Origin of the sequence: Paenibacillus oenotherae, assembly GCF_019443105.1 — a bacterium.
GTDB lineage: Bacteria > Bacillota > Bacilli > Paenibacillales > Paenibacillaceae > Paenibacillus_Z > Paenibacillus_Z oenotherae.
Genome location: NZ_JAHZIJ010000007.1, coordinates 154,875 through 180,322, shown reverse-complemented (window position 1 = coordinate 180,322; position 25,448 = coordinate 154,875). Strand labels below are relative to the sequence as shown.

At 49.6% G+C, this 25,448-nt stretch carries 23 protein-coding genes; 13 read left to right on the top strand and 10 right to left on the bottom strand.

The features are described 5' to 3' along the window. Window positions 1-126: 126 nt before the first annotated feature. Complete coding sequence (locus K0T92_RS12555) at window positions 127-1,584, bottom strand: MDR family MFS transporter (protein WP_219872815.1); 1,458 nt, start codon at window positions 1,582-1,584, stop codon at window positions 127-129. A 489-nt stretch (window positions 1,585-2,073) separates the two neighbouring features. Here K0T92_RS12555 and K0T92_RS12550 point away from each other — a divergent pair, with 489 nt between their 5' ends. Continuing rightward, window positions 2,074-3,498, top strand: a complete 1,425-nt coding sequence (locus tag K0T92_RS12550) for a sigma-70 family RNA polymerase sigma factor (protein WP_219872814.1) — start codon at window positions 2,074-2,076, stop codon at window positions 3,496-3,498. Window positions 3,499-3,593: 95 nt separating this feature from the next. On the opposite strand, the gene K0T92_RS12545 is transcribed toward K0T92_RS12550, so the two are convergent. The 4 genes from K0T92_RS12545 to K0T92_RS12530 all read right to left on the bottom strand — a co-directional run bounded on the left by K0T92_RS12545 (window position 3,594) and on the right by K0T92_RS12530 (window position 8,648). Then, on the bottom strand, window positions 3,594-5,876 hold the full coding sequence (locus K0T92_RS12545) for a preprotein translocase subunit SecA (RefSeq protein WP_219872813.1): 2,283 nt from the start codon (window positions 5,874-5,876) through the stop codon (window positions 3,594-3,596). A gap of 145 nt (window positions 5,877-6,021) precedes the next feature. Next, window positions 6,022-6,732: an ABC transporter permease gene (locus K0T92_RS12540; RefSeq protein WP_219872812.1), complete on the bottom strand. Its 711-nt coding sequence runs from the start codon at window positions 6,730-6,732 to the stop codon at window positions 6,022-6,024. Continuing rightward, window positions 6,729-7,574: an ABC transporter ATP-binding protein gene (locus tag K0T92_RS12535; protein ID WP_219872811.1), complete on the bottom strand. Its 846-nt coding sequence runs from the start codon at window positions 7,572-7,574 to the stop codon at window positions 6,729-6,731. The genes K0T92_RS12540 and K0T92_RS12535 overlap by 4 nt, the downstream gene beginning before the upstream one ends. 138 nt (window positions 7,575-7,712) lie before the next feature. Beyond that, window positions 7,713-8,648, bottom strand: coding sequence for a LytTR family transcriptional regulator DNA-binding domain-containing protein (locus tag K0T92_RS12530; RefSeq protein ID WP_219872810.1), 936 nt, complete (start codon window positions 8,646-8,648; stop codon window positions 7,713-7,715). Window positions 8,649-8,809: 161 nt separating this feature from the next. Between K0T92_RS12530 and K0T92_RS25655 the strand changes: the two genes are divergently transcribed. The 4 genes from K0T92_RS25655 (at window position 8,810) to K0T92_RS12510 (ending at window position 11,849) form a co-directional block, all read left to right on the top strand. Then, the gene (locus K0T92_RS25655; RefSeq protein ID WP_425517652.1) at window positions 8,810-8,983 is read left to right on the top strand and encodes a hypothetical protein; all 174 of its coding nucleotides are present in this window, start codon (window positions 8,810-8,812) and stop codon (window positions 8,981-8,983) included. Next, the gene (locus K0T92_RS12520; RefSeq protein WP_219872809.1) at window positions 8,980-10,533 is read left to right on the top strand and encodes an RNA polymerase sigma factor; all 1,554 of its coding nucleotides are present in this window, start codon (window positions 8,980-8,982) and stop codon (window positions 10,531-10,533) included. The genes K0T92_RS25655 and K0T92_RS12520 overlap by 4 nt, the downstream gene beginning before the upstream one ends. 83 nt (window positions 10,534-10,616) lie before the next feature. Beyond that, window positions 10,617-11,405, top strand: coding sequence for a VOC family protein (locus K0T92_RS12515; protein ID WP_219872808.1), 789 nt, complete (start codon window positions 10,617-10,619; stop codon window positions 11,403-11,405). Window positions 11,406-11,420: 15 nt separating this feature from the next. Continuing rightward, a complete protein-coding gene (locus K0T92_RS12510) occupies window positions 11,421-11,849 on the top strand; it encodes a GNAT family N-acetyltransferase (protein ID WP_219872807.1) in 429 nt (142 codons plus the stop codon). Window positions 11,850-12,011: 162 nt separating this feature from the next. Here the strand turns inward: K0T92_RS12510 and K0T92_RS12505 are convergent, their stop codons facing one another. Next, on the bottom strand, window positions 12,012-12,749 hold the full coding sequence (locus K0T92_RS12505) for an SDR family oxidoreductase (protein WP_219872806.1): 738 nt from the start codon (window positions 12,747-12,749) through the stop codon (window positions 12,012-12,014). A 187-nt stretch (window positions 12,750-12,936) separates the two neighbouring features. Between K0T92_RS12505 and K0T92_RS12500 the strand changes: the two genes are divergently transcribed. Beyond that, window positions 12,937-13,863, top strand: a complete 927-nt coding sequence (locus tag K0T92_RS12500; protein ID WP_219872864.1) for an AraC family transcriptional regulator — start codon at window positions 12,937-12,939, stop codon at window positions 13,861-13,863. Window positions 13,864-14,336: 473 nt separating this feature from the next. Here K0T92_RS12500 and K0T92_RS12495 read toward each other — a convergent pair whose 3' ends face one another. The 4 genes from K0T92_RS12495 to K0T92_RS12480 are packed head-to-tail and all read right to left on the bottom strand — an operon-like array spanning window position 14,337 to window position 17,086. Beyond that, a complete protein-coding gene (locus K0T92_RS12495; RefSeq protein ID WP_219872805.1) occupies window positions 14,337-15,104 on the bottom strand; it encodes an ABC transporter permease in 768 nt (255 codons plus the stop codon). Continuing rightward, the gene (locus K0T92_RS12490) at window positions 15,105-15,866 is read right to left on the bottom strand and encodes an ABC transporter ATP-binding protein (RefSeq protein WP_219872804.1); all 762 of its coding nucleotides are present in this window, start codon (window positions 15,864-15,866) and stop codon (window positions 15,105-15,107) included. Between the two features lie 12 nt (window positions 15,867-15,878). Further along, complete coding sequence (locus K0T92_RS12485) at window positions 15,879-16,742, bottom strand: pentapeptide repeat-containing protein (protein WP_219872803.1); 864 nt, start codon at window positions 16,740-16,742, stop codon at window positions 15,879-15,881. A gap of 14 nt (window positions 16,743-16,756) precedes the next feature. Then, window positions 16,757-17,086 carry a PadR family transcriptional regulator gene (locus K0T92_RS12480; RefSeq protein ID WP_219872802.1) on the bottom strand — a complete coding sequence of 110 codons (330 nt, stop codon included), beginning with the start codon at window positions 17,084-17,086 and terminating at the stop codon, window positions 16,757-16,759. Window positions 17,087-17,295: 209 nt separating this feature from the next. On the opposite strand from K0T92_RS12480, the gene K0T92_RS12475 reads away from it, so the two are divergent. From K0T92_RS12475 to K0T92_RS12445, 7 genes are all read left to right on the top strand, one after another. Next, window positions 17,296-17,565: an autorepressor SdpR family transcription factor gene (locus K0T92_RS12475; RefSeq protein WP_219872863.1), complete on the top strand. Its 270-nt coding sequence runs from the start codon at window positions 17,296-17,298 to the stop codon at window positions 17,563-17,565. A 5-nt stretch (window positions 17,566-17,570) separates the two neighbouring features. Next, entirely contained in the window at window positions 17,571-18,185 is a 615-nt protein-coding gene (locus tag K0T92_RS12470; RefSeq protein ID WP_219872801.1) for a DUF1648 domain-containing protein, read from the top strand. Between the two features lie 268 nt (window positions 18,186-18,453). Further along, a complete protein-coding gene (locus K0T92_RS12465; protein ID WP_219872800.1) occupies window positions 18,454-21,750 on the top strand; it encodes a cadherin-like beta sandwich domain-containing protein in 3,297 nt (1,098 codons plus the stop codon). Between the two features lie 161 nt (window positions 21,751-21,911). After that, window positions 21,912-23,363, top strand: coding sequence for an FAD-binding oxidoreductase (locus K0T92_RS12460; protein WP_219872799.1), 1,452 nt, complete (start codon window positions 21,912-21,914; stop codon window positions 23,361-23,363). After that, window positions 23,360-23,923, top strand: a complete 564-nt coding sequence (locus K0T92_RS12455) for an MFS transporter (RefSeq protein WP_219872798.1) — start codon at window positions 23,360-23,362, stop codon at window positions 23,921-23,923. Before K0T92_RS12460 ends, K0T92_RS12455 begins: the two co-directional genes overlap by 4 nt. Next, entirely contained in the window at window positions 23,907-24,689 is a 783-nt protein-coding gene (locus K0T92_RS12450) for an ankyrin repeat domain-containing protein (protein ID WP_219872797.1), read from the top strand. The genes K0T92_RS12455 and K0T92_RS12450 overlap by 17 nt, the downstream gene beginning before the upstream one ends. A gap of 23 nt (window positions 24,690-24,712) precedes the next feature. Further along, window positions 24,713-25,348, top strand: a complete 636-nt coding sequence (locus K0T92_RS12445; protein ID WP_219872796.1) for a pentapeptide repeat-containing protein — start codon at window positions 24,713-24,715, stop codon at window positions 25,346-25,348. Window positions 25,349-25,448 lie beyond the last annotated feature (100 nt).

Sequence of the window (25,448 nt, the reverse complement as noted above, 5' to 3'; positions counted from 1 at the left end):
TGGCGTTTTGTAACGGAATTCATGCATATTTGCAGGCTTCTTACTCCGTCACTCTGTTTTAGTTTACCCTATCAATAGATACGGGGAGCCTCATCATAAATGACGCCGAATAAGTGTTTCGAGCCCCTAAGGCAACAAGTTTTTGGGTTCTTTCTTTTGAGACAAATCGGCACAAAGACGGCCATTTATAAACCAACCCAGCACCAAAACAAGTATGGCGAGAATAAATTCAATCCAAAAAACCGTTTGCAAACCGGCAACGATACTTTGTGTTTTATCTTGAAACGTAGCGGGATCGAGCGAATGGTGAAGATAACGATTGGCTCCGGACGACATGATGCCGACGAACAAAGCGATGCCAATTCCCCCGGCAATCTGTTGGAGCGTGTTGTATATGGCTGTGCCATGGGGGACAAGGTGACGCGGAAGTTGATTCATTCCTGCCGTCTGAGCCGGCATAACGACAAACGATATGCCTAAGAATAAGAGGATATGATTGAACAGAAGGGAGCCTCGGGTTGTATCGCTGTCGATACCGGCAAACAGCCACAGGGATAGGACGATCATAATCAGTCCGGGCATTATGACGAATCTCGGCCCGAATTTATCGAATAATTTTCCCGTCACAGGCATCATCATTGCGTTTAAAATGCAGCCTGGCATCAGAAGTATACCTGTCGCAAATGCTGTCAACTGCATCACATCCTGCATATAGATCGGCAGCAATGTCGTGGTGGCGAATAAAACCATCATCAGCACTACTATCAATACCGCTACCAAAGAAAAAGCGGGATACCGGAATACGGAAAGATCAATCAAGGGCTCTTTAATCTTGAGCTGCCGCCAAATAAGCAAGAGCAAGAAAAGGCCGCCTATGGCAATCAAACTGTAACTCCCAGGACCAGCCCAGACAGCAGTCTGGCTGAAACCGTAGGTGACACAACCAAACCCGACGGTTGACATAATAATGGATAAAAGATCGACCCTTGGCTTGGTTATTTCTGTAACATTCTTTAAGTAAATGAATGCATAAATAATCGAAAACAATGCGACAGGAATCACTATGTAGAACAGCCATCGCCAGTGTAAGGTATCGATAACCAACCCCGACAAAGCTGGCCCGATGACAGGGGCGATCATGATGACAAGCCCCATGAGACCCATGGCAGCCCCTCTGCGTTCCGGAGGATAGAGGGCAAGAATCGTATTCATCATCAACGGAATTAATAATCCAGTCCCGCAAGCCTGAACAACCCTGCCTATTAGCAAGACTTCGAATCCAGGGGATACTGCACACAAACAGGTACCTGCTAAAAATAACGCCATCGCGGACATAAACATCCGGCGAGTCGTGAACCATTGCTGTAGCAATGCGGTCACCGGCACCAGTATGCCGATGATTAGCATATAACCGGTCGATAACCATTGTATGGTCGAAGCAGTAACGTTGAACTCACGCATTAATCCAGGAAATGTATTGGTAAGTAAATTTTCATTAAGAAACGCAATAAATGAACCGATGAGCAGGGCGGCTAACATTGTCCCTCTCTTCATTCCGCTTGCCTCTTGAACCTGTTTGTTCATCTTCTACCTCCAGAGAATATTCATTGCGTTCCACGTAGTGTCTTGGCACCGAATCTTCACCTAAAAATTATCGCGGTCTTCATCATCGAATTTGCCAAGCGCCCGTGCCCCGACAAATTCATGCCCGCCAAACATGTCTCCACGCTGTTCATGCAGATCCCCTTTCCTTATTCCTCATCGATCTGAAGAATATTTTACGTGATGCCGGATGAATTGGAAAAAGCGATATCGCTCTGCATACTCGGAAATTCATTCGTATTTCGAACCCATTAGGGGGGCCTCCCGCTATGTCGCTCATTCGCACATTATCTCTTGACAGGATGGGGTTTGGGGATTATGATATCGTGCCGGTTAATTCAACAAGGTAAATCAATAAAAAGCTGACTTTTCAAGTGTGTCGGCACCGAATCGTCAGCCTGTCGTGCATGATAATGCGACCGACGGAAAATGAAAGAGTTGTGTGTCTGTTTAACGGAAGGAGGATACAGGGTGAGTAAGGATAAGGAATGGGTGCAAGCGACGCTGCATGGGGATTGGGAAGCTTTCGGTGCTATTGTACGCAAATATGCCAACGTTCTGCACGCCGTTGCCTACGAGGTGGTTCGGGATTACCATGCCGCACAGGATATTGCACAAGAAACTTTTTTAAAGGCATATGTAAATCTGCACACTCTGCAGAACCCCCAGAGACTTGGAAGTTGGCTGTATTCAACTGCAAGGCGGTTGAGTCTGAATACACGAAGAACGGAAGGAAGACATACATCGCTCGAAGCTGCACTGGATCTGCAGAGGGGGCCATCAGTTGAAGAATTGGTTATGCAGCGGGACGCGAGGAGACAGGTGCTAGAAGCATTGAATTTACTAAGTGAGCCGCAACGAGCTGCATCGACACTTTATTATGTTGGTGGCCTTACCATTAAGGAAACCGCTGAAATTCTGGAGATTTCCATCGATGCGGCAGAGAGTCGAATTAGAAGATCAAAAGACTCGTTAAAGAAGGAGCTGTTTGTCCTAATGGATGAATGGATGAAAAAAGACGGCTTTGACCAAAACATAGAACGAGAAGTCATGCGTGGGATTGTGCCACGAATTGCTACAATTGAAATTCCTGTATCAGATTTGCGCCGAGCAGTCCAATGGTACGGTGAAATGCTCGGTGCCAAGCTTCAGGGGGAGTGGAATGGCGAATGGACAGCGGCGATGTTGCACTTTCAGGGCGGATCGGGCGCGATAGGCGTTCCATCCATCTACCTGGTAAAAACAGAAGACAACCGCCGATTAACATTCAGGAATACGCGGCATGGCTATATTCAAAGTGTCATTGACCTCTATACGCATGATCTAAAAGGGTATTATCGTTTTCTCAAAGAGCACGGAGTCGACGTAAACGAAATTGACTGGGAGTTGGAACCGCATCGCCAAGGCTTCGGGTTCCGGGACTGTGACGGAAATTCATTCGGTGTTTGCAATGTTGAACTAACTGGGCAAGGTGACCGGAATCAAGAAGTTCCTAAGGCGCATCCGTTCGTATGGCGTATTGCTGGTGTGGAAATTCCTGTACAGGATTTGAAAAAAGCCGTTGCCTGGTACACGGACACCTTTGGCATGAAAGTGCTTGGTGAACCAGAAGGAGATTGGGAGGCCGCAATGCTTTATCTTGACGGAGGAGAGCGTCTTGGCGTACCCAATTTTTACTTGGTTGAGACACAGGATGAACAACGACTAGGCTTTGTGAACACATACACGAAGGTGACCCATAGTGTAGTTGATTTCTACTCGGCAAATGTTGAACCAATGCTAACGGGATTGCGTACGCGCAAAGTAAAGATGAACGGAACAAGCGGGTTTTTCGACCCAGATGGCAATTCTCTGGCCGTATGCAGCGCTATACACCGGGGGCAGGTGAGTAACTAAATATTTTCTTGGTGCCCCCCTGGGCCAACTTCTCTACCGATATTTTGCGCAGCAATGGGCGGCAACGCGATTATCCTCGACAAAGCTGCGCTGCATCAAAATTTTGACCACCCGAATGTCGGCCTCAATATCTTGTGCAACCAATAAGCGATTATCGTCCCTGGGGTCCACGAACCGGGATTCTGCAAGTACTGCGTGTATTGATCGTTGATGATATAAGTCCGAGTGGAAGTAGGGCTCTTCAGACCGAACATGTCCCACTTCGCCGGATCATTCGAACCTCCGAGCCTTTCAAGCATATTCGTCGACTCACTATTTATTTTAGCCGGAATTTGCTCGTATGCTTGGATGATTTGCGCATGGAATTCGTCGATCGGATTGCGGCTAGTAAGGCTCGTCAAATGGATGCCTTCGCGAATGTAAGAAACGTATGCCAGATGGTCAGCCCAGAACTTGTCAATATAATAAAGCCTTACCCGCTTCTCCGAAGGGCTCATCGACGTCTCGCCTTTCAAAATTCGGATCCGCTCCTCATATAGAATACGCCTCTGATCCTCCACCATATCCGAATAACAGTTCAGTTCCTTGCGGATATGGAAGTTCTGGCCCATAATAATGCGCTGAATATGCGCGATTTTGCTGCGGAGCGCCGACTCTTCGAGAGCCTCATCCTGCCTGGCAGCACGAATCGCTTTATGGGTGCCGAACCGAAGCATCAACTCGTCCTCGAGGCTTATGAAAAATACGGAAGCACCCGGGTCGCCTTGGCGGCCAGAACGCCCGCGCAATTGGTCGTCGATCCGCACGCTTTGGTGCATATGCGTACCAATCACGTACAAGCCCCCGAGCTTGGCGACAACTTCTGCCTGCGCGGGGTTGCCGCCGCCGAGCCGAATGTCGACGCCGCGCCCTGCCATATTCGTGGACACCGTCACGGCGCCGATTTCTCCCGCTTTGGCGATGACATCGGCTTCTTTGGCGTCGTTCTTCGCATTCAGAACATGGCAAGGCACGCCGGCAACCGCTAGCGCCTCCGCCAGCATGTCAGACTCCTCGACGCTTGACGTACCAATAAGAATTGGACGTCCCGTCATATGTACGGACGAGATTTCTTGTACAAGCGCCTTAAGCTTGGCTGCTTGATGGGTATAAATCCGGTGGGGATGGTCGATCCGTATGTTTGGCTGGTTCGGCGGAATTCGCACGACCTGCAGCTCATATATATCTTCGAATTCTATTGCGGAAACATGCGCGGTAGCTGTCATTCCGCAAATCCCCGGGTATAGGCTAATGAAGTGTTGAAGGGTAATCGTCCCGAGAATCGTTCCGCCGACTGGCGCTTGCAGCCCTTCTTTGGCCGCAAGCGCGGCTTGCAGCCCGTCTGGCAAATGCCTGTTCTCCGCCACGCGGCCGGTATATTCTTCGATCAGCTCGATTTTGCCGTCACGGACGATGTAATCGACATCTTTTTTCAATAACGATTCTACATGCAGCGCGCAATTTAGTGACGTCAACAAATGACTGTTATGGCTTTCATACAAATTGCCGCATCCCAGCAGCGACTCCGCTTTCGCAGAGCCCGCTTCATTTAAATAAACGTTCCGCTGGAAATCGTCGAAGTCATAATGCTCATCTTGCTTGAGCTGCCGAGCCACTTCTGCGAAACGATTGCCGTCGTTGCCGGAAGAGTTCGACTCGCCGGAGATGACTAGCGGCACCCGCGCTTCGTCGAGAAGCAGTGAATCCGCTTCATCGACGATGACGTAGTGGAAAGGACGATGCACGGTCTCGGCTTCGCTTAGTGCGATTGTGTCGCGCAAATAATCGAATCCCGCCTCTTTGGCCGTAACATAGATTATATCTGCGGCGTACGCTTCCCGTTTCTCGGACAGACTCATGCCCGCTTGAACCGAGTTTACCGTTAATCCGAGGAAACGATAGATTGGGCCCATCCACTCCGCATCCCGATTTGCCAAATAATCGTTAAAAGTCAGAACATGAACACCTTCGCCGGTCAGCGCGTTTAGATAAGCAGGCATAACAGCAGAGAGCGTCTTGCCTTCGCCGGTATGCTGCTCGATCACAAATCTCTCGTGTAGAGCGATGGCAGCCATGATCTGGACATCGTAAGGCTGTAATCCGAGCTTTCTCTTTGCTGCCTCGCAGACTAACGCATAAGCATCGACAAGCAGCTCATCCAAAGGCGTACCCGATTGTGCTTCCTCTCTCAGCCGGAGAGATTCCGCTTGCAGCTGCCCATCATCCCATGCTGTCAAATTCCTTTTCCTGATGAGCTCCGTTTTGTCCCGATAGATCTTGAGCTTTATCTGGGTATCGTGGTCTTTGAATTTTTGCATCAACTTGACAGCTATATGCATAGGAATTTGATCTCCCCTCGGTAGAAATACGCGATTCTTTAGTGGCTAAAGATAGTATCATGCTAGATGCCTCTATCGTACGTGTTCATCAACAAGGCGCGGGGGCAAAAGGGGGGAGCAATTCCAGGCCGTCGGACGATTCCGCCTACTCATCCTTTAACCGTCGTTGATACAAAACAACAGCTACAATTATAAATACAATCGTCCATGCCAAAGTAACGAGGAGGGGTTTCAATAAATCTCCCGTCGTATAGCCTATATTGCGTATATTCAGCAAATTCACAAGTTGACTGCTTGGTACGTACTCCAGCACTTTGAAGATCGGAAAATCTTTCACTAGCAGCGCTCCTCCTGGTGCCCCAGTGAATACGATCGCCACAGGAATGATAGATAATGATGCTTCAAGCAACGTCTTGGAGAATAAACCACATATCGTTCCGGCTGCTGTGTATAGAATAATCGAAAGAATGATTACTGCCACAAACACCCATATATTAACTGGCTCATAGCCAAATATATACGTAGCAATAGCCAGAACAACAGCAGACATGGCAAAGACTAACGTACTTTTGCCGATTAGTACATCCATCGTTGTGGCTGGAGTCATCATTAATGATCTTAGAGTGTTGCGCTCCTTTTCTTCCGCAATCAAGCATGCCTGTGCGAAAGTCGTTAGTATCACAAACGAAGAATTAAGAACCAAACCGAAAACTCCAGTCAAAGACGGGTCTGTACCTCGAAGAAGAAGTGCGAAGATAATTGGAAAAATCAAAATAATGGAGACCGCATAATTGCGTGAAAACTCTTTATAATCCTTCACAAATATCGCTCGAACACGTTTTAATGAGATACTCATAGTAACTCACTTCCTGTCATTTTAATAAAGATATCACCTAGACTTGGCTCTTTCGTTGCTAACCGATCAATTAACCCTCGTTTCATCCAATCGGCTATTCGATCAGCCGTTCCCTCATCGATCGGGAGCTCGTATGCTTCCCCATTTATTAAGTCAACACAAACTACGTTTTCTCGATGCTGTCGTTTAAGTTCCTTTGGTGAGCCGATGGTTTGGATTTGTCCCTGATACAAAATCGCTACACGGTTACATAGCAATTCTGCCTCTGCCATATCATGCGTAGTTAAAAAAATCGTTGTCCCCTTCTCATGCAAGTAGCGTAAGCCTTTATAAATATGTGCTGAGTTTACTGGATCTAATGCCGAAGTAGGTTCATCTAAAAATAATAATTCCGGCTCATGGATAATCGCGCATGCCAACATGACACGCTGACGCATCCCTTTCGATAAGAGATTGACTCTTTTATTGCGCTCTTCGCTTAAGTTTACAAACTGCAGCACCTTACTGATCGAAGATTTAGGAAGAGCATATAATTGGCGATACAGCTCTAGATTTTCCTCAATAGTCAATCTCTCATATAGACCACTGTTATCCGTCAAAATGCCAAAGCGCATCTTCTGTACAGAATGATGCATCATCTCCGCTGGTTGGTCTAATACACGAGCCTGTCCACTTGTCGGATGTAATTGCGCAGTTAAAATCTTTATTAATGTCGTTTTTCCTGAACCACTCGGACCTAGGAAACCGAAAATTTCCCCTTTAGGAATTGAAAAAGACACATCTGCTAATGCATCCTTATTTCCGAATCTCTTTCGAATATGTTCGACTTGGATAACATTCATTAACAACACTTCCTTAGCATTGATGGCTTAAGTATATAAAGAGTGCATGCTTCCAGCCATCAAAACCCGCCGAAATGTAGCTATTATCGCCTGAATGGTACCCATGAATGCTTAATTGGTTCGGCCTTTTCCTGAAAATCAAATGTTAAGAAGTGCTTTTAATTCTTGTAATTTTGTACGAGATAACGGGACCACATCATCTTTACCTGTATTTAATCGCAAGCTGTAGCTATTCTTCGTCCATGTAATAATCTCTCTTACTTTTTGCAGATTAACGATATAGGATCGATGACACCTGAAAAATCCGAAATTTAACAATCTTTGCTCAAGCTCGGTTAGTGTCAAAGCACAGTCATAATTTTCTCCACCCACATGAATAAGGATCGAACCATCTAAACTTTCTATAAAATCGATTTCAGGCGGATTAAATAATATCACTTTGTCATTTCTTTTCGTAGAAATTTTCTGTAAGGTTATATTGGCCGGATCCTGTTCCTGTACTTCCTGCTTATCCTCTTCTGAGTCCCGAATATCCAATTGATGAAACCCGGATTCATTCAATCGATAGATGGTATCACAGGAAATAATGGCATCTTCTAAATTCGAGGTTAAAATTAAGATCCGCTTTTCTTTCGAAAGGTCATCTAAAATCCGTTTAAAATGACGGCGATCTTGTTCTTCCAAGTAAAAATAGGGTTCCTCCAGTACAAGTGTAGGCTGATGCGCAAAAAAGACACGCAGCAATGTCACATACATCCTTCTCGATGAGCTTAGATTCTTGATTTTTACCTTCCGTTCTTCTTTTAAAGCAAAATAACCCAATAACGAAGCGGTATGCTCATTCCTCTCCGTTACTTTGATTAGAAAAGTGATTAGCTCTTCCACCGTTAAACGCATATACTCGTTTTGTGGAGCCCGAAATAAATGATATTGGGAATGATTCGCTAATTGATTCATTAAAAGCTGCTTTCGCTTCAAGTCCGTTATAATACCAATCGATTGGTTCGATGTCATACTTAATTCGATCTTCGGTAGAAATAATTCCCCATCATCATACATTGGTTGAAATTGCATGCCGTCCTCCTAGTCAGACCCGCTACAGGATATATTAAACAATTATAATGTTCGGAACCTTTTTTGTCAGTTTCTATTGAGGAAGCAACTTCTTTGTGCACAAATCGTTGCGAAGCGATGATCTGCCCCGACTATACTTGAACTCGAGAGGAGGGAATGGGATGGAGTGGTTGGAGCGGATGAACAGGGCGATAGACTACATTGAGGAGAACCTGACCGGGGAGATTGAGCTTGGCGAGGCGGCCCGCATGGCCTGCTGTTCGCGCCTCGATGTTTTCGAGGAACTTAAGAAGGCAATATGGATATCTAGGGGACAAACAAGGGGGCGGAGATGAGCTTGGACAACATGCACCAGTCGGATATGATTATGAGCGCGGCCGCGGGCGATCAGGTGGCGCTGACGCAGTTAATCGTTGCGTACAGGCGGGAAGCCGTGTTGTGGGCCCGCGATATTTTGCGCGACACTTCGCTTGCCGAGGACGCGGTTCAGGAGTCGTTCCTGCGGATGGCGGCCAAGCTTTCCGGGCTTCGGGATCCGGAGCGGTTTCGCCCTTGGCTGAGGAGGCTCGTTCGCCGGACGGCGATCAATATGCTGCGGGGCGCTGAAAGCCGGACGAAGCCATTCAGCGATCTGCCCGAAGCGGCCGATCCGTATTTGGCCAGCCGTCCGGCCGATCCGATGCAGCAGATACTCGACCGCGATACTCGCCGTGAAGTGGCGGCTCGCTCGTCCTGCACTTTGCGCGGCAACGAGAAGCATGTCATGGACGCAATGGTCGGAGGGCTGCAGCCGGATGAGGTCGCGTCGTCACTCGGCATTGCGCGAAGCAACGTCTACAACTTGATTTCCCGTTCCCGTTCGAAGCTGAACGAGGATCGGTTTCGCATGGGAGTAGACCGTTATCTCGCTAGCCGACGCGATGAGGGCGGGCCGAACTGTATCGTCCTTGAAGAGCCTCGTTTCTCGCGTCCATATGCATTCCTGTCCGTAGCACTGCTCGAAGTGATGCGGTATGTCAGCGATCGAGAGCAGTCACTTACAACGATTATGGGGCTGACGGGCGATGCGTTTCGAATCGGGATTTCCTCCGGATGCGACTGGAGGGGGTTGTCGACATTCGACTGGAGCTTCGCCTTTTACGGTGCGGCGGAGCGGGTTGGGTGGAGTGCCCGATGTTTCGGGCGCCCTGGCCGACAGCAGATCCTGCCGGAGCAGCAAGTCGGCGTGCTGCGGTTGATCCATGACGCCGTGAAAGCTGGCCGCCCAGCCATCGTATGGAATTTGACGATCAACGAGTTCGACCTGATCTACGGATATGATGATATGGAGCGGGTGCTGTTCGGTCGAAGCCACCGGCCCGGCTTGAATCGCTATACATATGAGAGCTTGGGCAGAAGCTCTGAAAGTCCTGGGCTGTTTGCGGCTATTTTGGACAGGCGGACAGGCGTGCCCACTTCCTTGCGCACCGTTCTTGGCGGCATTGTGAAGCAGATTCGGGGGGACGAGCCCCGCGTGCCCGGCTTTGCCTTCGGTCAAGCCGCTTACCTGGAATGGCGAAGCGCCGTCCTGGAAGACCGGCTGGATCCGCTTGGCCACGCCTACCAGGTGGCTCTGCTGTCGGAAGCCCGCGAGCATGCCTGTCGGTACCTGGAGCGGCTCTCCCGGGACCGGCAGGTTCGTGAGGAAGCCCGTTCTCTGCTGGCGGCCGCAAGCAGCTTGTACGGGCAAATCAGTCGGACGATGCTTCAGTTGTATCCGGCCTTCCCGTTCGGAATGGGCGGCATAACATCGAACCGGGAACAGATAGCGGCAGGGCTCAAGGCTGCAATGGAGGCAGAGGCGGAAGCGGCGGGCTTTTTGGAGGCTGCGCTGGAGCGGATATAATTTTTTTGGTGGAGATGGATAGAGATTGGCGGTTCGATGTGTCCTTGTATTGAAGTCAACTTAATTGAGAGGAAGTGCAAGCTTTGACACACCCTATCAAGCCCATCATTCACACCCTATTTTTACCCGTACCTGATTTGAAGGCAGCTATCGAATGGTATGCGGATCTGTTTGAACAGACAATCCGACCAGACAAAACGGGAGGCGGCATCTACTGGGGCGTATCGTTCGACGGCACCGGAATCATTCTCGACAGCCATATGTGGGGCTTGCCGCCGATGATCATGTTCGAGTCGATCCGGGATATCGACGCGTCGTACGACTTCTGTACCGGAAAGGGCTACTCGCATGTTGGAGAACTATACCGTTATGAGGAGGCGAAGCATTTCGCGGTGGGCGGGAACATGGTCTGCTGGGCGATCTCGCATGAGCAGCCACAGGAGCCTGTTGGTGATGCGCACCCGTTGCTCACAAGGATCAGCCACGTGATAGCACATGGAGACCGCGCGGCTGAGACGGAGAAGTGGTACGCCGAATTTTTGCAGAAGGATGTTCGGCCGGACCCGCTGGTACAAGGGCTGAACGGCATTGCGATGGACAAGGGCGCGGATTTGCTGGTGGACGACAATCGGCTGTCACAGACCGGAAAGGTGCATTACGAAAAGCTGCAGCTCACTTTGCGCGTCGCCCCGGCTCTTGTGATCGATTCGCCGGATGTCGAGGCGGCAAGAGGTCACGTGACTGCAAAAGGCGCATCGGATGTGACTGTTATCGAGGAACGGATGGGTGCGGCATGCTTCATGTTCTATGACCCGTACGGCAACGGAATCATGGTGCGGCAACGGGTTGTTAAACCATCCATATTTTCATAATTTAAGGAGTAATCCATGAGTAAAGAATACAAAATAATTCAAAGAACAGCCAACCTTGCAGAATACAAAACGCTTTGTCATGCAGTGGGCTGGACAGCGTTTATGAATTTTGATGTTGCAGAAGAATCTTTAAACCAATCATTATTTGGTGTTATCGTTCAATATAAAGAAGAAATAGTCGGAATGGGAAGAGTAGTCGGGGACGGAAAGATATATTTTTATATCCAAGACATTGCGGTTGTACCAGAGCATCAGAATAAAGGCATCGGAAATATGATTATGAAAGCAATTTCGGAATATTTAAAGGAAAACGCACCGGAAAAATCATTTGTAGGTTTATTTGCATCCCAAGGAAAAGAGTCATTTTATAATAAATACGGATTCAATAACCATGAAGGTATGACTGGAATGTTTGGAGTCATTCATGAGCGTGAAATAAAGTGAACACCTGACTTGCAAACAATAACCCGAGGAAAGCTGTTGCAAGCGGCCCGGAGCCAACCATGCTTCGGTTTCCTTGGTGCTGCCGGTTCGGTGACCTTGATATCGCGAACCGGCAGGCCGGGGAGTGGATGAGGCGACAATATTTCATTGTATTCTAAGCGTTTAATTAAACCCGCCATTTACGCGGATCGTCTGGCCCGTTATCCAACGGGCTTTATCGCTAACGAGCAGCTCGAGAGCATTCGCGATATCCTCTGGATCTCCGAGCCGTCCAAACGCATTCATTCGGCGGAAAGAATCGATCACCTCCGGTGATTTGCCGTTCAGGAACAGCTCGGTTGATACTTGCCCGGGTGCGATGCAATTGATGGTGATGTCCCTAGGACCGAATTCCTTTGCCAATTGGCGTGTTAATTGCTCGACTGCACCTTTCGTTGCGGCATAGACACTGTACATCGGGAGCATCGCTCCAGAAACGGAGGTCGAGAAATTAACGATTGTCCCGCCTTTCGCCATATGCTTCATTGCTTGTTGGCAAGCGAAATAAGTCCCTTTCACGTTGGCCGCGAAATGCCGATCGAATATCTCCTCTGTCACGTCCGCAATCGCATTGTTCTCCATGATGCCGGCATTGTTGACAAGTATGTCTACGTGCCCGAATCGCTCGAGCGCCTCCGAGAACAACGCTTCGACTTCGCTCACCTTACTCACGTCGGCCTGGATTCCCACCGCCTGGCCGCCGAATTGCTCAATCGTCTTTATTACCTCTTCCGCTCTCCCACGGCTAGAGGAATAATTGATAACCACCTTCGCTCCGGATTGTGCGAATTGGATGGCAATTTGCCGTCCGATGCCACGAGACGCCCCGGTGACGATTGCGACTTTTCCATTCAAACTCATTTCCGTTCCTCTCCTTTATCATAATATAAGCCTAACGTTGATTGGCCGAGTTCTATCATGCAAATTCATTATATTAAGTATGAGCATCGTACCGATAGACCATTCCTGTCCGATCCTTGCCTGATTCTCTTCTGTCTCTATATAATAAAAGCAAAAAACCTTCCTGGGGGAGTCGGCCTTGGATACAATGAATGAATCGCAGCGTACAGAACAAGCCTTGCAGCAATTGGCGCTTCTAATACGTCGCCATGCCCCGACTAGTGGTACGTATCGGACGGAAGTTCCTTCTTTATCGTTGATGCATGCCACTCATTTGTCGGAACCGCTGGAATCAGTCTACAAGCCATCTATTTGCGTCGTGGCGCAGGGAGCTAAGATCGCCTCGCTGGCGAATGAAACGTTCCGATACGATCCTTCGACTTACCTGGTCACTTCCGTCGAATTGCCGATTACGGGCAGAATTGTAGATGCTTCACCCGAGATTCCCTACTTAAGTTTGAAACTGAGCTTCGATGCTGACGTCATCATGGAGATCGTGAAAAAAACGAATCGCCTCGCTTCCGTCCCCATGGAAGGCGGCAGAGGTATAACCGTGAATCAGACTTCTCCCGCGTTGCTCGAAACCATTGTGCGGCTCATGCAAATGCTCGACACGCCTGAGGACATTCCAGTTCTGGCGCCGCTTGTCATCCGCGAAGTTCTGTATCGCATGCTTCAGGGCGAACAAGGCGCGCTCCTTTATCAATTTGCCACCAACGGCAGCCATGCTTACAGCATCGCTCAAGCAATCCGGTTGATCAATCGGCAATACGCTCGTCCGCTGTCTGTTGAGCAACTCGCAAAGTCCGTGAATATGAGCGTATCGGCGTTTCATAAGCATTTCAAGCGCGTGACGGCAATGAGTCCGTTGCAATACCAGAAGACGGTTCGTTTGCAAGAAGCCCGGAGGTTAATGTTGACAGAATCCGTGCAGGCCTCTGATGCGGCGTTCCGCGTCGGCTACGAGAGTCCTTCCCAGTTCAGCCGGGAATATGCCCGTATGTATGGCCAGCCACCGAAGATGGATGTCCAAAAGCTTCGCAATTCAATCAGGGACTCCAAAGTGCTCGTCTGAATTTCATGAGGCGCCAACAACTGGCAAACAGCCTTAAAGAGGAGGTTATTGATGAATCGATGGATTTTGCTTAGAGTTATCGGATTTGGAGCATTGACCTATTTTCTGCTTAGGTATACTGTAGACGATCATTTTGATCTATTAGACATAATACCAGTCGCCATACTAGCTGGGATTGCAATAAATGAATTTTTCATAAGACGACGAAAAAGCCGCACGCCTCCAAAAGGGACTGGCCCCCATTTGTGAGACAGGGATCAAAACACCTTTCAAGGTCAAGCAGCCAGTTGTCGGAAATCATTCAGCGGCTTACGATGGGGCATTACCAGCGGGTGTTCCCTTGCGGGGCATGCTCGTATGCCTGAGACATGTACACAATTACTATGGAGCATCATGCCGACATATTTCGGAAGCTGCCGTGAGGTATCTAGCACATACGCTGTGTCTTGTTTGTCCGCTACTCCGTTTGGTGTTTACACCCGTTTTTTATACACTCTCATTGCAAAGAAGTACGCTGCGAGCAAAATCCCGACACACCACGCAAGAGCGACCCATATCTCATTGCCCACCGGCTGATCGGACAGCAGCGCACGGATGGCGTTCACGATCGAGGTCACCGGCTGGTTCTCGGCAAAGGCGCGAACGACCGACGGCATCGTCTCGGTTGGCACAAACGCCGAGCTGATAAACGGCAGGAAGATAAGCGGATAGGAAAATGCGCTTGCACCTTCAATCGTTTTTGCAGACAGTCCGGCAATCGCCGCGACCCAAGTTAGGGCTAGCGTAAACAACGCGAGTATGCCTGCTACGGCAAGCCATGGCAGTATTCCAGCAGACGAACGAAAACCCATAAGCAACGCTGCGAGAATGATGACGATCACCGATATGGCGTTGGACACCAGAGAGGTCAGCACATGTCCCCAAAGCAAGGCGGAACGTGAAATCGGCATGGTATGAAACCGCTCGAATATGCCCCGCTGCTTATCCATAAACAGGCGGTAAGCCGTATAGGCTATTCCGCTTGCGATAGCCATAAGCAGTATGCCAGGCAACAGGTAGTTCACATAGTTATCCGCCCCGGTTTGAATGGCACCGCCTAACACATAGACGAACAGCAGCATCATCGCAATCGGAGTGATGCAGACCGTGATGATGGTGTCCATACTGCGGAAAATATGGCGCATGGAACGTCCAAGCATAACGCTAATATCGGTGAAGAAATGTTTCTTTACTGCCTCCATTTACATGGCCTCCTTCTTGCCGACGATTGCGAGGAATATCTCCTCTAGCGACGGCTGTTTTTCAACATACTCTACCTTCGCTTGCGGGAACAGCTGTTTCAGCTCCGAGAGCGTGCCCTTCGCGATAATCCTGCCCTCGTGCAGAATGGCAATTCGGTCGGCAAGCTGCTCAGCTTCCTCCAAATACTGCGTGGTGAGGAATATCGTCGTGCCTCCAGCGGCAAGCTCCTTGACGATCTTCCAAACCTCGATGCGCGACTCGGGGTCAAGCCCGGTGGTCGGCTCGTCGAGGAAAATGATCTGCGGATTGCCCACAAGGCTCAAGGCGATGTCGAGCCTGCGGCGCATACCGCCCGAATAGGTGGACGCCTTGCGGTCGGCGGCGTCTGTCAACCCGAAGCGCTGCAGCATGGTATCCGCAATCTGGCGCGGGTTGTTGAGGTATCGCAGCTTGGCGATCATGATCAGATTTTCCCGTCCGGTCAAAATTTCGTCCACGGCGGCAAATTGCCCGGTCAGACTGATCGCCTGCCGTACATTATCCGGCTTGGACGCAACATCGAAGCCGTTTACGGTGGCGGTTCCGCTATCTTGTTGGAGCAGCGTGGTGAGGATTCTGACCACCGTTGTCTTGCCCGCCCCGTTGGAGCCGAGCAGGGCGAAAATACTGCCCTTCTCCACTTCGAAATCAACGCCCTTCAGGACTTGCTGCTGCTTGTAGGATTTGTGCAGGCCAATGACTTGAATCGAATGATTCGGCATAGCGTTCCCTCCTTATATAACCGTAACCTTGGACAAATCGGCCTCCATGCCTTTCAGAGAGGCATAGGTCAGCTTATCCATCATCGCACCGTCAAAGCAGATGGTTTTGACAGCACGGTAATATTTTTTAGACCACGAAGACGTCGGGAAAGACACGTTCTTGAGTGTCGCGCCCTTGAACGAAACTTCGTTCAGCGCAGACTTGTCAAACTTGACACCGATAAAGGTTTGCCCGTCGAAACACAGACCTCTCAGATCGGAAGTTTTGAACTCCACGCCGTCAAAGATACAGTTCTCAAAAATCGTTTTTCTGAGATCGGTCATAGTCAGGTTGACGTCGGTCAGTTTGACACCTATGAATGTTGCTCCGTCCAGTCCCGACTTGCTGTAGTTGGTGCGCACGAGGATTGATTTATTGAAGCTCGCATTCGATAGGTCAAGGGCGGACAGGTTGCAGTCGGTCAGATTTGCACCGTTAAAGTTGGCATCACGCACGTCGCTGCTCGCAAACGAGCTGCCGGTCAAGTCTGCGCCCGAAAAGTCGGAACTGTGCAGCGCGCTGCCTTTGAACTGTCCTTTGTGGGCCGTAACGCCGGCAAAGTCACTCTTAGCCAGGTTGCTCGCGCTAAAGTTCGTCACCACCTGCCGCTCCAGCGAGCGGGAGAGGTTAGCCACCTCCAGTACCGTTTGCTCAATGTCGCCGATGCTGTCAATGGTCATCTCAAAAGCGGTTTCATCGTCCTTGCCTTCGGCTTTAAGCTCACGGTACCGCTCCTGCAAATCGGAGAGCAGGTCAGTCTTTAATTCCGTGGCGCTCTTCACCCCTTCGTATGGTGCGAAAACACCGTTCAAATAGCTGGTCAATTTCTCATTCATCACATAAAACCTCCCTATAATAAGTTCTCAAGCACGCGTTTCGCATACTCCCAGTTGCTTTTGTTGCGGATGTAAGTCGCCTTGCCCTTCTCGGTAATCCTGAAATATTTACGCCGTCCGCCCTGGGATTCATCGCCCCAATACCACTCGATATCACCGTCCACCTCAAGCCTGCGGAAGCTGGAGTACATCGTGGCTTCCTTTAATTCGTACTCGCCACCCGAGCGCTCGGCAATCAGCTTGACAATTTCATAGCCGTAGCGGTCAGCCTCGGATAAGAGCCGTAAAATCATCGTATCGGTATGTCCTCGCAGCAGGTCGGATGTAATTTTGTTCTCGCTCATGTAATCACCTCCGTATTTGTATAATACGATATAGTACTATGACAGTCAATGTAATATTTTAATTATAATACTTTGATTGAAAATGTGCTGTGCTATAGCCCTTTTAAATATCCTTATATTGACAAAACAAGCTTTATGCCCTACAATTCAACTATTAGATAATTTTCTAAATATTTATTTAAAGGAAGGAGGTCGTCCAAAGCATGTCCATTAACGATACGTTCAAAGCTCTTGCCGATCCGACTCGCCGCAGAATATTGGATTTGCTGAAGGAGCGCGACCTAACTGCAGGAGAAATCGCCGAGCACTTCGATATTACAAAGCCCAGCATCTCCAACCATCTCAATCTGCTGAAGCAAGCGCAGCTTGTCTGGGATGAAAGAAAGGGGCAGCATATTGTCTACTCCCTGAATACAACCGTATTCCAGGATGTGTTGAAATGGATGATGGAACTGCAACAAACCCAATCGAAAGGATGAATGACATGAAAAAATGGATCACTCCCCTATTATCCGCTTTTGCCGCCGCTATAATCAGCCTGGTCGTTTACAATGAATTACCAAGCAAGATGGTGATGCACTTCAACCAAATGGCATCGCCCGACAATTTGATCGCCAAGCCGCTGGGCGCTTTTCTGATGCCGGCACTCGCACTGCTGATTCCAGCCTCGGTCTTTCTGGCATCCAAGCTAGAGAGAGATGAGAATAAACGCCGCAGAGCTGAAGCGGTGAATGCTCCCGTAGCCGCCATGCTCTCGATTATGCTGCTTGCCGTCCACACCTTCCTCATTTTGTACAATTTGGGTTATGAGATTCGTGTTGGACTTTTTGTTACGGTGCTGGTAGGCATATTGTTTATTCTAATGGGAAATCTCGTACCGCGTATTCCGCAAGGGATATTCCAATGGCCAAAACTGCCGGAAGACATCCATCGCAAAGCCTCCCGCTTTCAAGGCAGATTAATGATGGCATCCGGTGTCATTTTCCTGTTTGCAGCTCTATTGCCTAACGCTTGGATTATGCCTGCCTTCATCCTGTTTATATCCGCATTCGTTATTACGATGTTCAGCGGCATGATGTATTTCGCCCGTACCCGATAAAGCAGAAAGCCGTTCATTGCGTTCCTGAACATTCTAAATACGGTCAGTACGAATCTGATCCTGCGATTCTGAAGGCAATCGGCATGACACAGAAAGAAATAAGCAAATGATTTTATTGGAAAGGCACTCCATTAGGTGTCTTTTTATTTTGCTGTGAACATTCAAACAAAGGTAACATTCTTTCATAATTCTTTCATAGCGATGTGTTATGGTTCAATTAGTAGGCGCAGCGCCAAGATTTCAAAATCATAGAAAAGAGGACATACAAATGAAGTTTCTAAGAAGTCAGCATATGCTAGTCGCTAAAGTTGCTTTGGCAATGATTCTACTTTTCACAGTACTGACGCCGCTTCAAGCTGGTGCAGCTCCTTATCTAGGTATACAAGGTTATTCTGCAGGAAGTTTTCCTACTGATATGACAGTCGCTGATTTTAACGGTGATGGACATATGGATGTCGCTGTTGCAAACACAAGTAGTGGGGATATTTCTGTTAGGCTTGGCATTGGGGATGGAACCTTTAGCAGTCAAGCTACATACCCTTCAGGGAATTACACGACCTCCGTAACGAACGGAGATTTTAATGGCGATGGGAAAATAGATCTGGCAGCGGCTAATCAAACTACGGATACCGTTTCTATTTTTCTGGGAATCGGCGACGGAACCTTTGCTAGTGCGTTGAGCATCCCGACATTGGTCTCTCCAAATTATATTGCGGTAGCAGACTTTAACAACGATAGCAAAATGGATTTGGCGGTATCTCATCGAACTATTGATCAAGTGTCCATTATGATAGGAATTGGCGATGGGACTTTTGGTGCTCCAGTAGGCTTGGGCGTTGGGGATGCTCCTTATAAGGTCGTAACGGGGGATTTCAACGGGGATGGCCGTATGGACGTTGTCGTTTCGAATTTTGGTTCTGATAATGTCAGCGTTCTCTTGGGCGATGGACTGGGTGCTTTAGCTGTTGCTGTTAATTATGCGGTTGAGGAAGCGCCACTCAAAGCTGCTGTCGGTGATGTTAACGGTGATGGATATTTGGATTTGGCTGTAGCCAGCTCGAGAAACCTTCAAGTTGGGGCTCTTTCTATTTTAACAGGAAAGGGTGATGGTACCTTTAATTCTGCTGTCCACTATGGTTCTGGAGGTAATGATACTCGTAGTGTTGTGTTAGCTGATTTCACTGGTGATGGAGAGCTGGACGCGGCAATGGGGAATTGGGCCACAGGTACCTTTTCAATCCTGGCTGGAGATGGCAATGGAGGCTTTGCGACCGCAGTCACGTATAGTGCGGGTGGCAGCGTAAATGACTTGGTTAGCAGTGATTTTAATGGCGATGGGTTATTGGACTTTGCATTTGCGAGGCAGACCCATAATGATTTTGGTGTCCGCTTGGCGGCGAGCAACGATGCGAGCTTACAAAGCCTGACTCTGTCGGGTGGAGCGACATTGAGTCCATCATTTAGTGCTGGCACATTCGGCTATACGTCGAGCGTCTCGTATAGCGTGAACAGTTTAAGTGTGACACCGGTCGTAGTTGATGCGACAGCTAGCGTAACTGTAGCGGTGAATGGCGGCACGCCAGAAGCGGTAGCCAGTGGTGCAGCGAGCAGCGCGTTGCCATTGAACGTAGGTGTGAACACAATTGATGTGGCCATTACCGCACAGGACGGTACGACGATCCGGACGTATACGGTAGATGTGACGCGTCAACCCAACACCGATGCGAGTCTCAGCGGGCTCGGCCTGTCGGGAGGAGCGGTCCTGAGTCCCTCCTTTAGTGCGGGTACACTCGGTTATACGTCAAGTGTGGCTTATAGTCAGAGCGATATTCGGGTAACGCCAGTCGCGCATGCGACGGCTAGCGTAACTGTAGCGGTGAATGGCGGCACGCCAGAAGCGGTAGCCAGTGGTGCAGCGAGCAGCGCGTTGCCATTGAACGTAGGCGTGAACACGATTGATGTGGCGGTCACTGCACAGGACGGTACGACGATCCGGACGTATACGGTAGACGTGACGCGTCAACTCAACACCGATGCGAGTCTCAGCGGGCTCAGCCTGTCGGGAGGAGCGGTCCTGAGTCCCTCCTTTAGTGCTGGCACACTCGGCTATACGTCGAGCGTACCGTATAGCGTGAACAGTTTAAGTGTGACGCCGATCGTGGCCGATGCGACAGCAGCCGTAACTGTAGCGGTGAATGGCGGCACGCCAGAAGCAGTGGCTAGTGGTGCAGCGAGCAGTGCGTTGCCATTGAATGTTGGTGTGAATAAGATTAATGTGGCGGTCACTGCACAGGACGGTACGACGATCCGGACGTATACGGTAGACGTGACGCGTCAACTCAACACCGATGCGAGTCTCAGCGGGCTCAGCCTGTCGGGAGGAGCGGTCTTGAGTCCCTCCTTTAGTGCTGGCACACTCGGCTATACGTCGAGCGTGTCGCATAGCGTGAACAGTTTAAGTGTGACGCCGATCGTAGCCGATGCGACAGCAACCGTAACTGTAGCAGTGAATGGCGGCACGCCGGAAGCGGTAGCCAGTGGTGCAGCGAGCAGCGCGTTGCCATTGAACGTAGGTGTGAACACGATTGATGTGGCGGTCACTGCACAGGATGGTACGACGATCCAGACGTATACGGTAGACGTGACGCGCTCCAATTACGCGGGGGTTACGACACCTTCAAGCAGCATCAATAATCTTAGCGGATTGAGCCTGCAAGGTGGAGCTGAACTAAGCCCTGCATTTAGCCCAAGTACACTCGCCTATGCGTCGAGCGTGGCGAATAACGTTGACAGTGTTAGCGTGATCGCGACGTTGGCGGATGGGAAAGCGACTGTGAAGGTACGGGGGAATAACGGAACACCTGTGTCTATTGCGAGTGGAAGCGTAAGCGCTGCGTTACCGCTGAAGACAGGCGCCAATGTGATTGATGTGATCGTGACGGCTGAGGATGGGACAAGCCGGAGTTATACGATTACGCTAACCCGTCAGGTCGAGACGGAAGGCTCGCCTCAGGAGGCTGTATGTCCGTTCACAGATCTTGAGGGGCACTGGGCAAAGGTAATGATCTGTGAGGCAGCGGAATTAGGGATTGTTGAAGGTGTTAGTGTGAATCTATTTGCACCGGACAGAACCGTTACTCGAACGGAGTTTGCGGTCATGATGCTGCGCGCACTTGAAATTCCAATCAGCGAAGAGCCGGGCACTCTCCCGTTCAGCGATAAGGAAAGCATTCCAGAATGGGCATTATCAGCGATCTCCACAGGTGTAAACAAGGGGATGCTCGATGGTTACCCGGATGGCACGTTCCGCTCGCAGCAGACCATTACGCGAAGCGAGATGGCGGCAATGATTGCGAAGGTGATGAAGTGGAAGGCAGACAGCGAGCAGTATTCAACCTATGCTGATGGTACAAGCATTCCAGGCTGGGCACGATCCTATGTAGAGGCGGTACATGCGAATGGGCTGTTGCAAGGCCGAGGAGACAATCTGTTTGTACCCAAGGGTATTACAACAAGAGCCGAGGCGGCAGTTGTCATGTTAAGGCTGTGGAACACAAGCAACTAATGTAGAGGGCTGTGACAGGTTGCCGATAGGCAGGCTGTTGCAGCCCTTTTTGTTGGCAATCCGTTCGGCTTGTCCCAGCGGGAGCGGTACCATAAGAAATTAGTACTGTTTGACGAACCCGGCCCTTTGCAGAATTGGAAAAGAAAGGGGGCAGCTCGGTTATGCGCAAATGGCTCGTGCTGTTAGTGCTTGCGGCTTTGTCGGCTTTTACATACAATTACACGAACCATTCGGATCAGGATCCTTATCTTCTGACGGATTACAGCCGGTTACATCCCGTTACAATCAAGCGTATTGTCAAGGGGCGAGAGACAGAGCAGCTGGTGCAGGTGGTACGCGATGCGGCTGCCCAAGATCTGAAGATCTCGATTGCAGGTCAACGACATAGCCAAGGCGGGCATACATACTACAAGGACGCGGTCGTGGTAGATATGACCGCGTTTAACTGCGTGCTGGCTGTGAATGCTGCCGCTCGCACGGTAACTGTACAGGCAGGCGCAACATGGGCCGATGTGCAGCGAAGTGTCCAGCCTTATGGACTGGCGGTTCGGACGATGCAGTCCCAGAACATTTTTACGGTGGGCGGTTCGATCAGCGTTAACGCGCATGGACGAGATCTTCGCAATGGATCGTTGATCAAGAGCGTGATATCTTATCGGTTGCTTATGGCCGACGGCCGGATTCTGGATGTCAGCCGATCGAGCCATTCCGAGCTGTTCCCGCTCGCGCTCGGCGGCTACGGCTTGTTCGGCATCATCCTCGATGTAACCTTGTCACTGACCGAGGATACAATGTATCGGCTTCGGGTGGATACCGTGACGGCCGATGACTATGCGCAGTATTTTCGAAAGCATGTGCTCGGTAATCCGAACATTCATATGCATTTGGCGAGAGTGTCGGTGGGGCCGGATCGGTATTTGACGGATATGTATGCCGTGAATTACGAGGTTGGGGCTGAAGCGGAGTATGATCCAGAAGAATTCGAACTGCAAGATGCGGAGCAGTGGGTCACGCCTGCCAAAGCTTTGTTCCAGCTGAATCGGCTGTCCGATACGTGGAAAGATACATTCTGGGAGATGCAACTGGGGGTGTTCAAAGGACAAGAGGGACAGTTGATCAGCCGGAATAACGCGATGCGGTCCGACGCCGCTTTCATGGAAACGCGGGAGCCGGGGTGGAACGATCTCTTGCAGGAGTACTTTATCCCAATGGATCAGTATGCGGATTTTTTAAAGGACTTCGGCCCCTTGCTGAAGCGCCATAAGCTGAATTTGCTCAATATTACGGTGAGGTACGTGAACCAGGATGATGAGGCGGCATTATCGTATGCGAGGGAAGACATGTTCGCGCTCGTCTGCCTGTTCCGCGCGCCGCTAGGCGAGAAAGAGCAGGCGAGGTTCGGAGAGGGAATTCGAGCGGTCGTCGATCAGGTGATAGCACATGACGGCACCTATTATCTTCCTTATGCAGGATATCCGACAAGGGCACAGCTGCATGCGGTGTATCCTGATGCGGAGAAGTTCTTCCAACTGAAGCGGGAGTATGATTCGGATGAACTGTTCTACAATGGATTTTATGAGCAGTATGGCGTAATTGAGGGGGACAAACGGTGAATATACGCACATTGATTCGAACACAAAGCATCATCACTTTTGCAGGGGGATTCATCTATCCGTATTACTTGCTATTTCTGAAAAACTTAGGCAACAGCTATACTAAGTACGGACTAGCATTCGCTGTATTTACGATCAGCTCTGCTGTCGCTTCACAGTTGTTGTCACGTTATGTGGATCGGCATGCAAGGGGGCTCTTGTTGGGGAGCTCACTGGGCTTGATGGCAGCGATGCTATGTTTCCCGTGGGTAATGTCGTATTCGGTTGTCATTGCTTTACAAATTGTCATGGGCGTGTGCAATGCGATGCAGCGAATGGGCGAGAAGGTGCTGTTGGCTGACAAGACCGAGGCGGGGCAAAGAGGCAAGCCGATAGGCGATTACCACTTTTGGACGACTGCCGCTTCCGGAGGTGCGATTCTGGCGGCGGGGTACGTCATCGATTATTTGACAATTAACGTATTGTTCTACGTTAGTGCGCTGCTGTATGGTATAAGTGCGGTACTGATTTGGCGGCGGCGAGTGAGCGGGAGGAGAGGTGAATATGGAATTTATTTATGAAGATGAAATGCTGGCTGTAACTGTTGTTCAAGCGATCCAATCTGGCGATATTCCATCGTTGAAGCGGCTGCTTGCCGAGAATCAAGGTTTGGCAACGACAAGGATTATCGAAAGAGACAATAGCAACGAAGGCTCTAGAGTATCTCGAACATTGTTGCATGTGGCGACCGACTGGCCTGGTCACTTCCCAAACGGTTCGGCTGCTGTTGCAGTGTTGGTGGAGTTCGGTGCGGATGTGAACGCCCGGTTCACTGGACCGCACACCGAGACACCGCTTCATTGGGCTGCGAGCTGCGATGACATTGAAGTACTTGACGCACTGCTTGATGCTGGCGCCGATATCGAAGCTCCAGGTGCAGTGATCGCCGGTGGCACGCCGCTGGACGATGCAGTAGCGTTCGCACAATGGTGTGCAGCCCGTAGATTGGTTGAACGCGGAGCGATGGTTGCACTCTGGCATGCGGCTGCGCTCGGGCAGTTGGACGCAATAAAGGCCTGTTTTGCCGGGAACATGCTTTCTGAGCGATACCCATGGGGAGCTAATAGCTCTTCCCCTCCGAATAAGGTAACGGTTGCCTTCTGGTGCGCTTGCCACGGAGGACAACGGCAGACTGCAGAATATCTTCTCCAACAAGGTGCCGAACTGAACTGGATATCCGTATGGGATGGACTAACTCCTCTGGACGCGGCAAAACGTAGTTCCGCTGCTGAACTGATGCAGTGGCTTGCCAGTCAAGGAGCTAAATCAGCAAGCGAACCGGGATGATTATTTCGGGTTAGGAGGTTATCATGAATAATAAGATTGAACAGCCTAAAATCTCAATTGAGCTGCTCGTCGCAGAACCGATTTACTCACTTGAATCAAGAGATGAGATCAGTAATCGAGTGATTGAGAACATAACAATTGAGAATCAGGAAGCAGCCCGGGTTTCCTTCGAAAAAATGATTTTTAGAAATGTAACCATTACGGAATCGTCATTAGAGCAAACTGAATTGACAGATGTTATTTTCGAGAATTGCGATTTCTCTAATGTAAATTTTGCAGGTTCATTCATTCATCGTACAGAATTTAGAAATTGTAAACTGATCGGCACTGATTTCTCTCAGGGCAGATTTCAGAATGTCCGATTATTGGACTGTTTAGGCGATTATTCGAATTTTCGCTTTGCTAATTTTAAGCAGGTGAGTTTTACGGATTGTTCGCTAGTAAGTTCGGACTTTTATACGACTACCCTTCATAAACTATTCTTTACTCGTTGTAATATGGATCAAGCCTTTATGACGGGATCAAAGCTTAAGGGAATCGATCTTAGCGATTGTAACTTTGATGTACTGAGTGCAAATACTGAAGACTTGGACGGGTGTATAATCTCGAGTCATCAGGCTGCAACTTTTGTAGGTCTTATCGGAATTATTGTTCGATAATCAATGCTTAGGAGCGCCCTAAGGCAACAGGCTTTTGGGTCTTTCTTCTCGGTGGCGGTGGGGGAGATGGGAGGTCGAAAAACGGAATACACCGCCATGT

Bases quoted from the DNA above. Each gene is read 5' to 3' on its own strand.
- K0T92_RS12555 (WP_219872815.1), bottom strand. From the start codon at position 1,584: ATGAACAAACAGGTTCAAGAGGCAAGCGGAATGAAGAGAGGGACAATG.
- K0T92_RS12545 (WP_219872813.1), bottom strand. From the start codon at position 5,876: ATGCATATAGCTGTCAAGTTGATGCAAAAATTCAAAGACCACGATACC.
- K0T92_RS12540 (WP_219872812.1), bottom strand. From the start codon at position 6,732: ATGAGTATCTCATTAAAACGTGTTCGAGCGATATTTGTGAAGGATTAT.
- K0T92_RS12535 (WP_219872811.1), bottom strand. From the start codon at position 7,574: ATGAATGTTATCCAAGTCGAACATATTCGAAAGAGATTCGGAAATAAG.
- K0T92_RS12530 (WP_219872810.1), bottom strand. From the start codon at position 8,648: ATGCAATTTCAACCAATGTATGATGATGGGGAATTATTTCTACCGAAG.
- K0T92_RS25655 (WP_425517652.1), top strand. From the start codon at position 8,810: ATGGAGTGGTTGGAGCGGATGAACAGGGCGATAGACTACATTGAGGAG.
- K0T92_RS12520 (WP_219872809.1), top strand. From the start codon at position 8,980: ATGAGCTTGGACAACATGCACCAGTCGGATATGATTATGAGCGCGGCC.
- K0T92_RS12510 (WP_219872807.1), top strand. From the start codon at position 11,421: ATGAGTAAAGAATACAAAATAATTCAAAGAACAGCCAACCTTGCAGAA.
- K0T92_RS12505 (WP_219872806.1), bottom strand. From the start codon at position 12,749: ATGAGTTTGAATGGAAAAGTCGCAATCGTCACCGGGGCGTCTCGTGGC.
- K0T92_RS12500 (WP_219872864.1), top strand. From the start codon at position 12,937: ATGAATGAATCGCAGCGTACAGAACAAGCCTTGCAGCAATTGGCGCTT.
- K0T92_RS12495 (WP_219872805.1), bottom strand. From the start codon at position 15,104: ATGGAGGCAGTAAAGAAACATTTCTTCACCGATATTAGCGTTATGCTT.
- K0T92_RS12490 (WP_219872804.1), bottom strand. From the start codon at position 15,866: ATGCCGAATCATTCGATTCAAGTCATTGGCCTGCACAAATCCTACAAG.
- K0T92_RS12485 (WP_219872803.1), bottom strand. From the start codon at position 16,742: ATGAATGAGAAATTGACCAGCTATTTGAACGGTGTTTTCGCACCATAC.
- K0T92_RS12480 (WP_219872802.1), bottom strand. From the start codon at position 17,086: ATGAGCGAGAACAAAATTACATCCGACCTGCTGCGAGGACATACCGAT.
- K0T92_RS12470 (WP_219872801.1), top strand. From the start codon at position 17,571: ATGAAAAAATGGATCACTCCCCTATTATCCGCTTTTGCCGCCGCTATA.
- K0T92_RS12465 (WP_219872800.1), top strand. From the start codon at position 18,454: ATGAAGTTTCTAAGAAGTCAGCATATGCTAGTCGCTAAAGTTGCTTTG.
- K0T92_RS12460 (WP_219872799.1), top strand. From the start codon at position 21,912: ATGCGCAAATGGCTCGTGCTGTTAGTGCTTGCGGCTTTGTCGGCTTTT.
- K0T92_RS12450 (WP_219872797.1), top strand. From the start codon at position 23,907: ATGGAATTTATTTATGAAGATGAAATGCTGGCTGTAACTGTTGTTCAA.
- K0T92_RS12445 (WP_219872796.1), top strand. From the start codon at position 24,713: ATGAATAATAAGATTGAACAGCCTAAAATCTCAATTGAGCTGCTCGTC.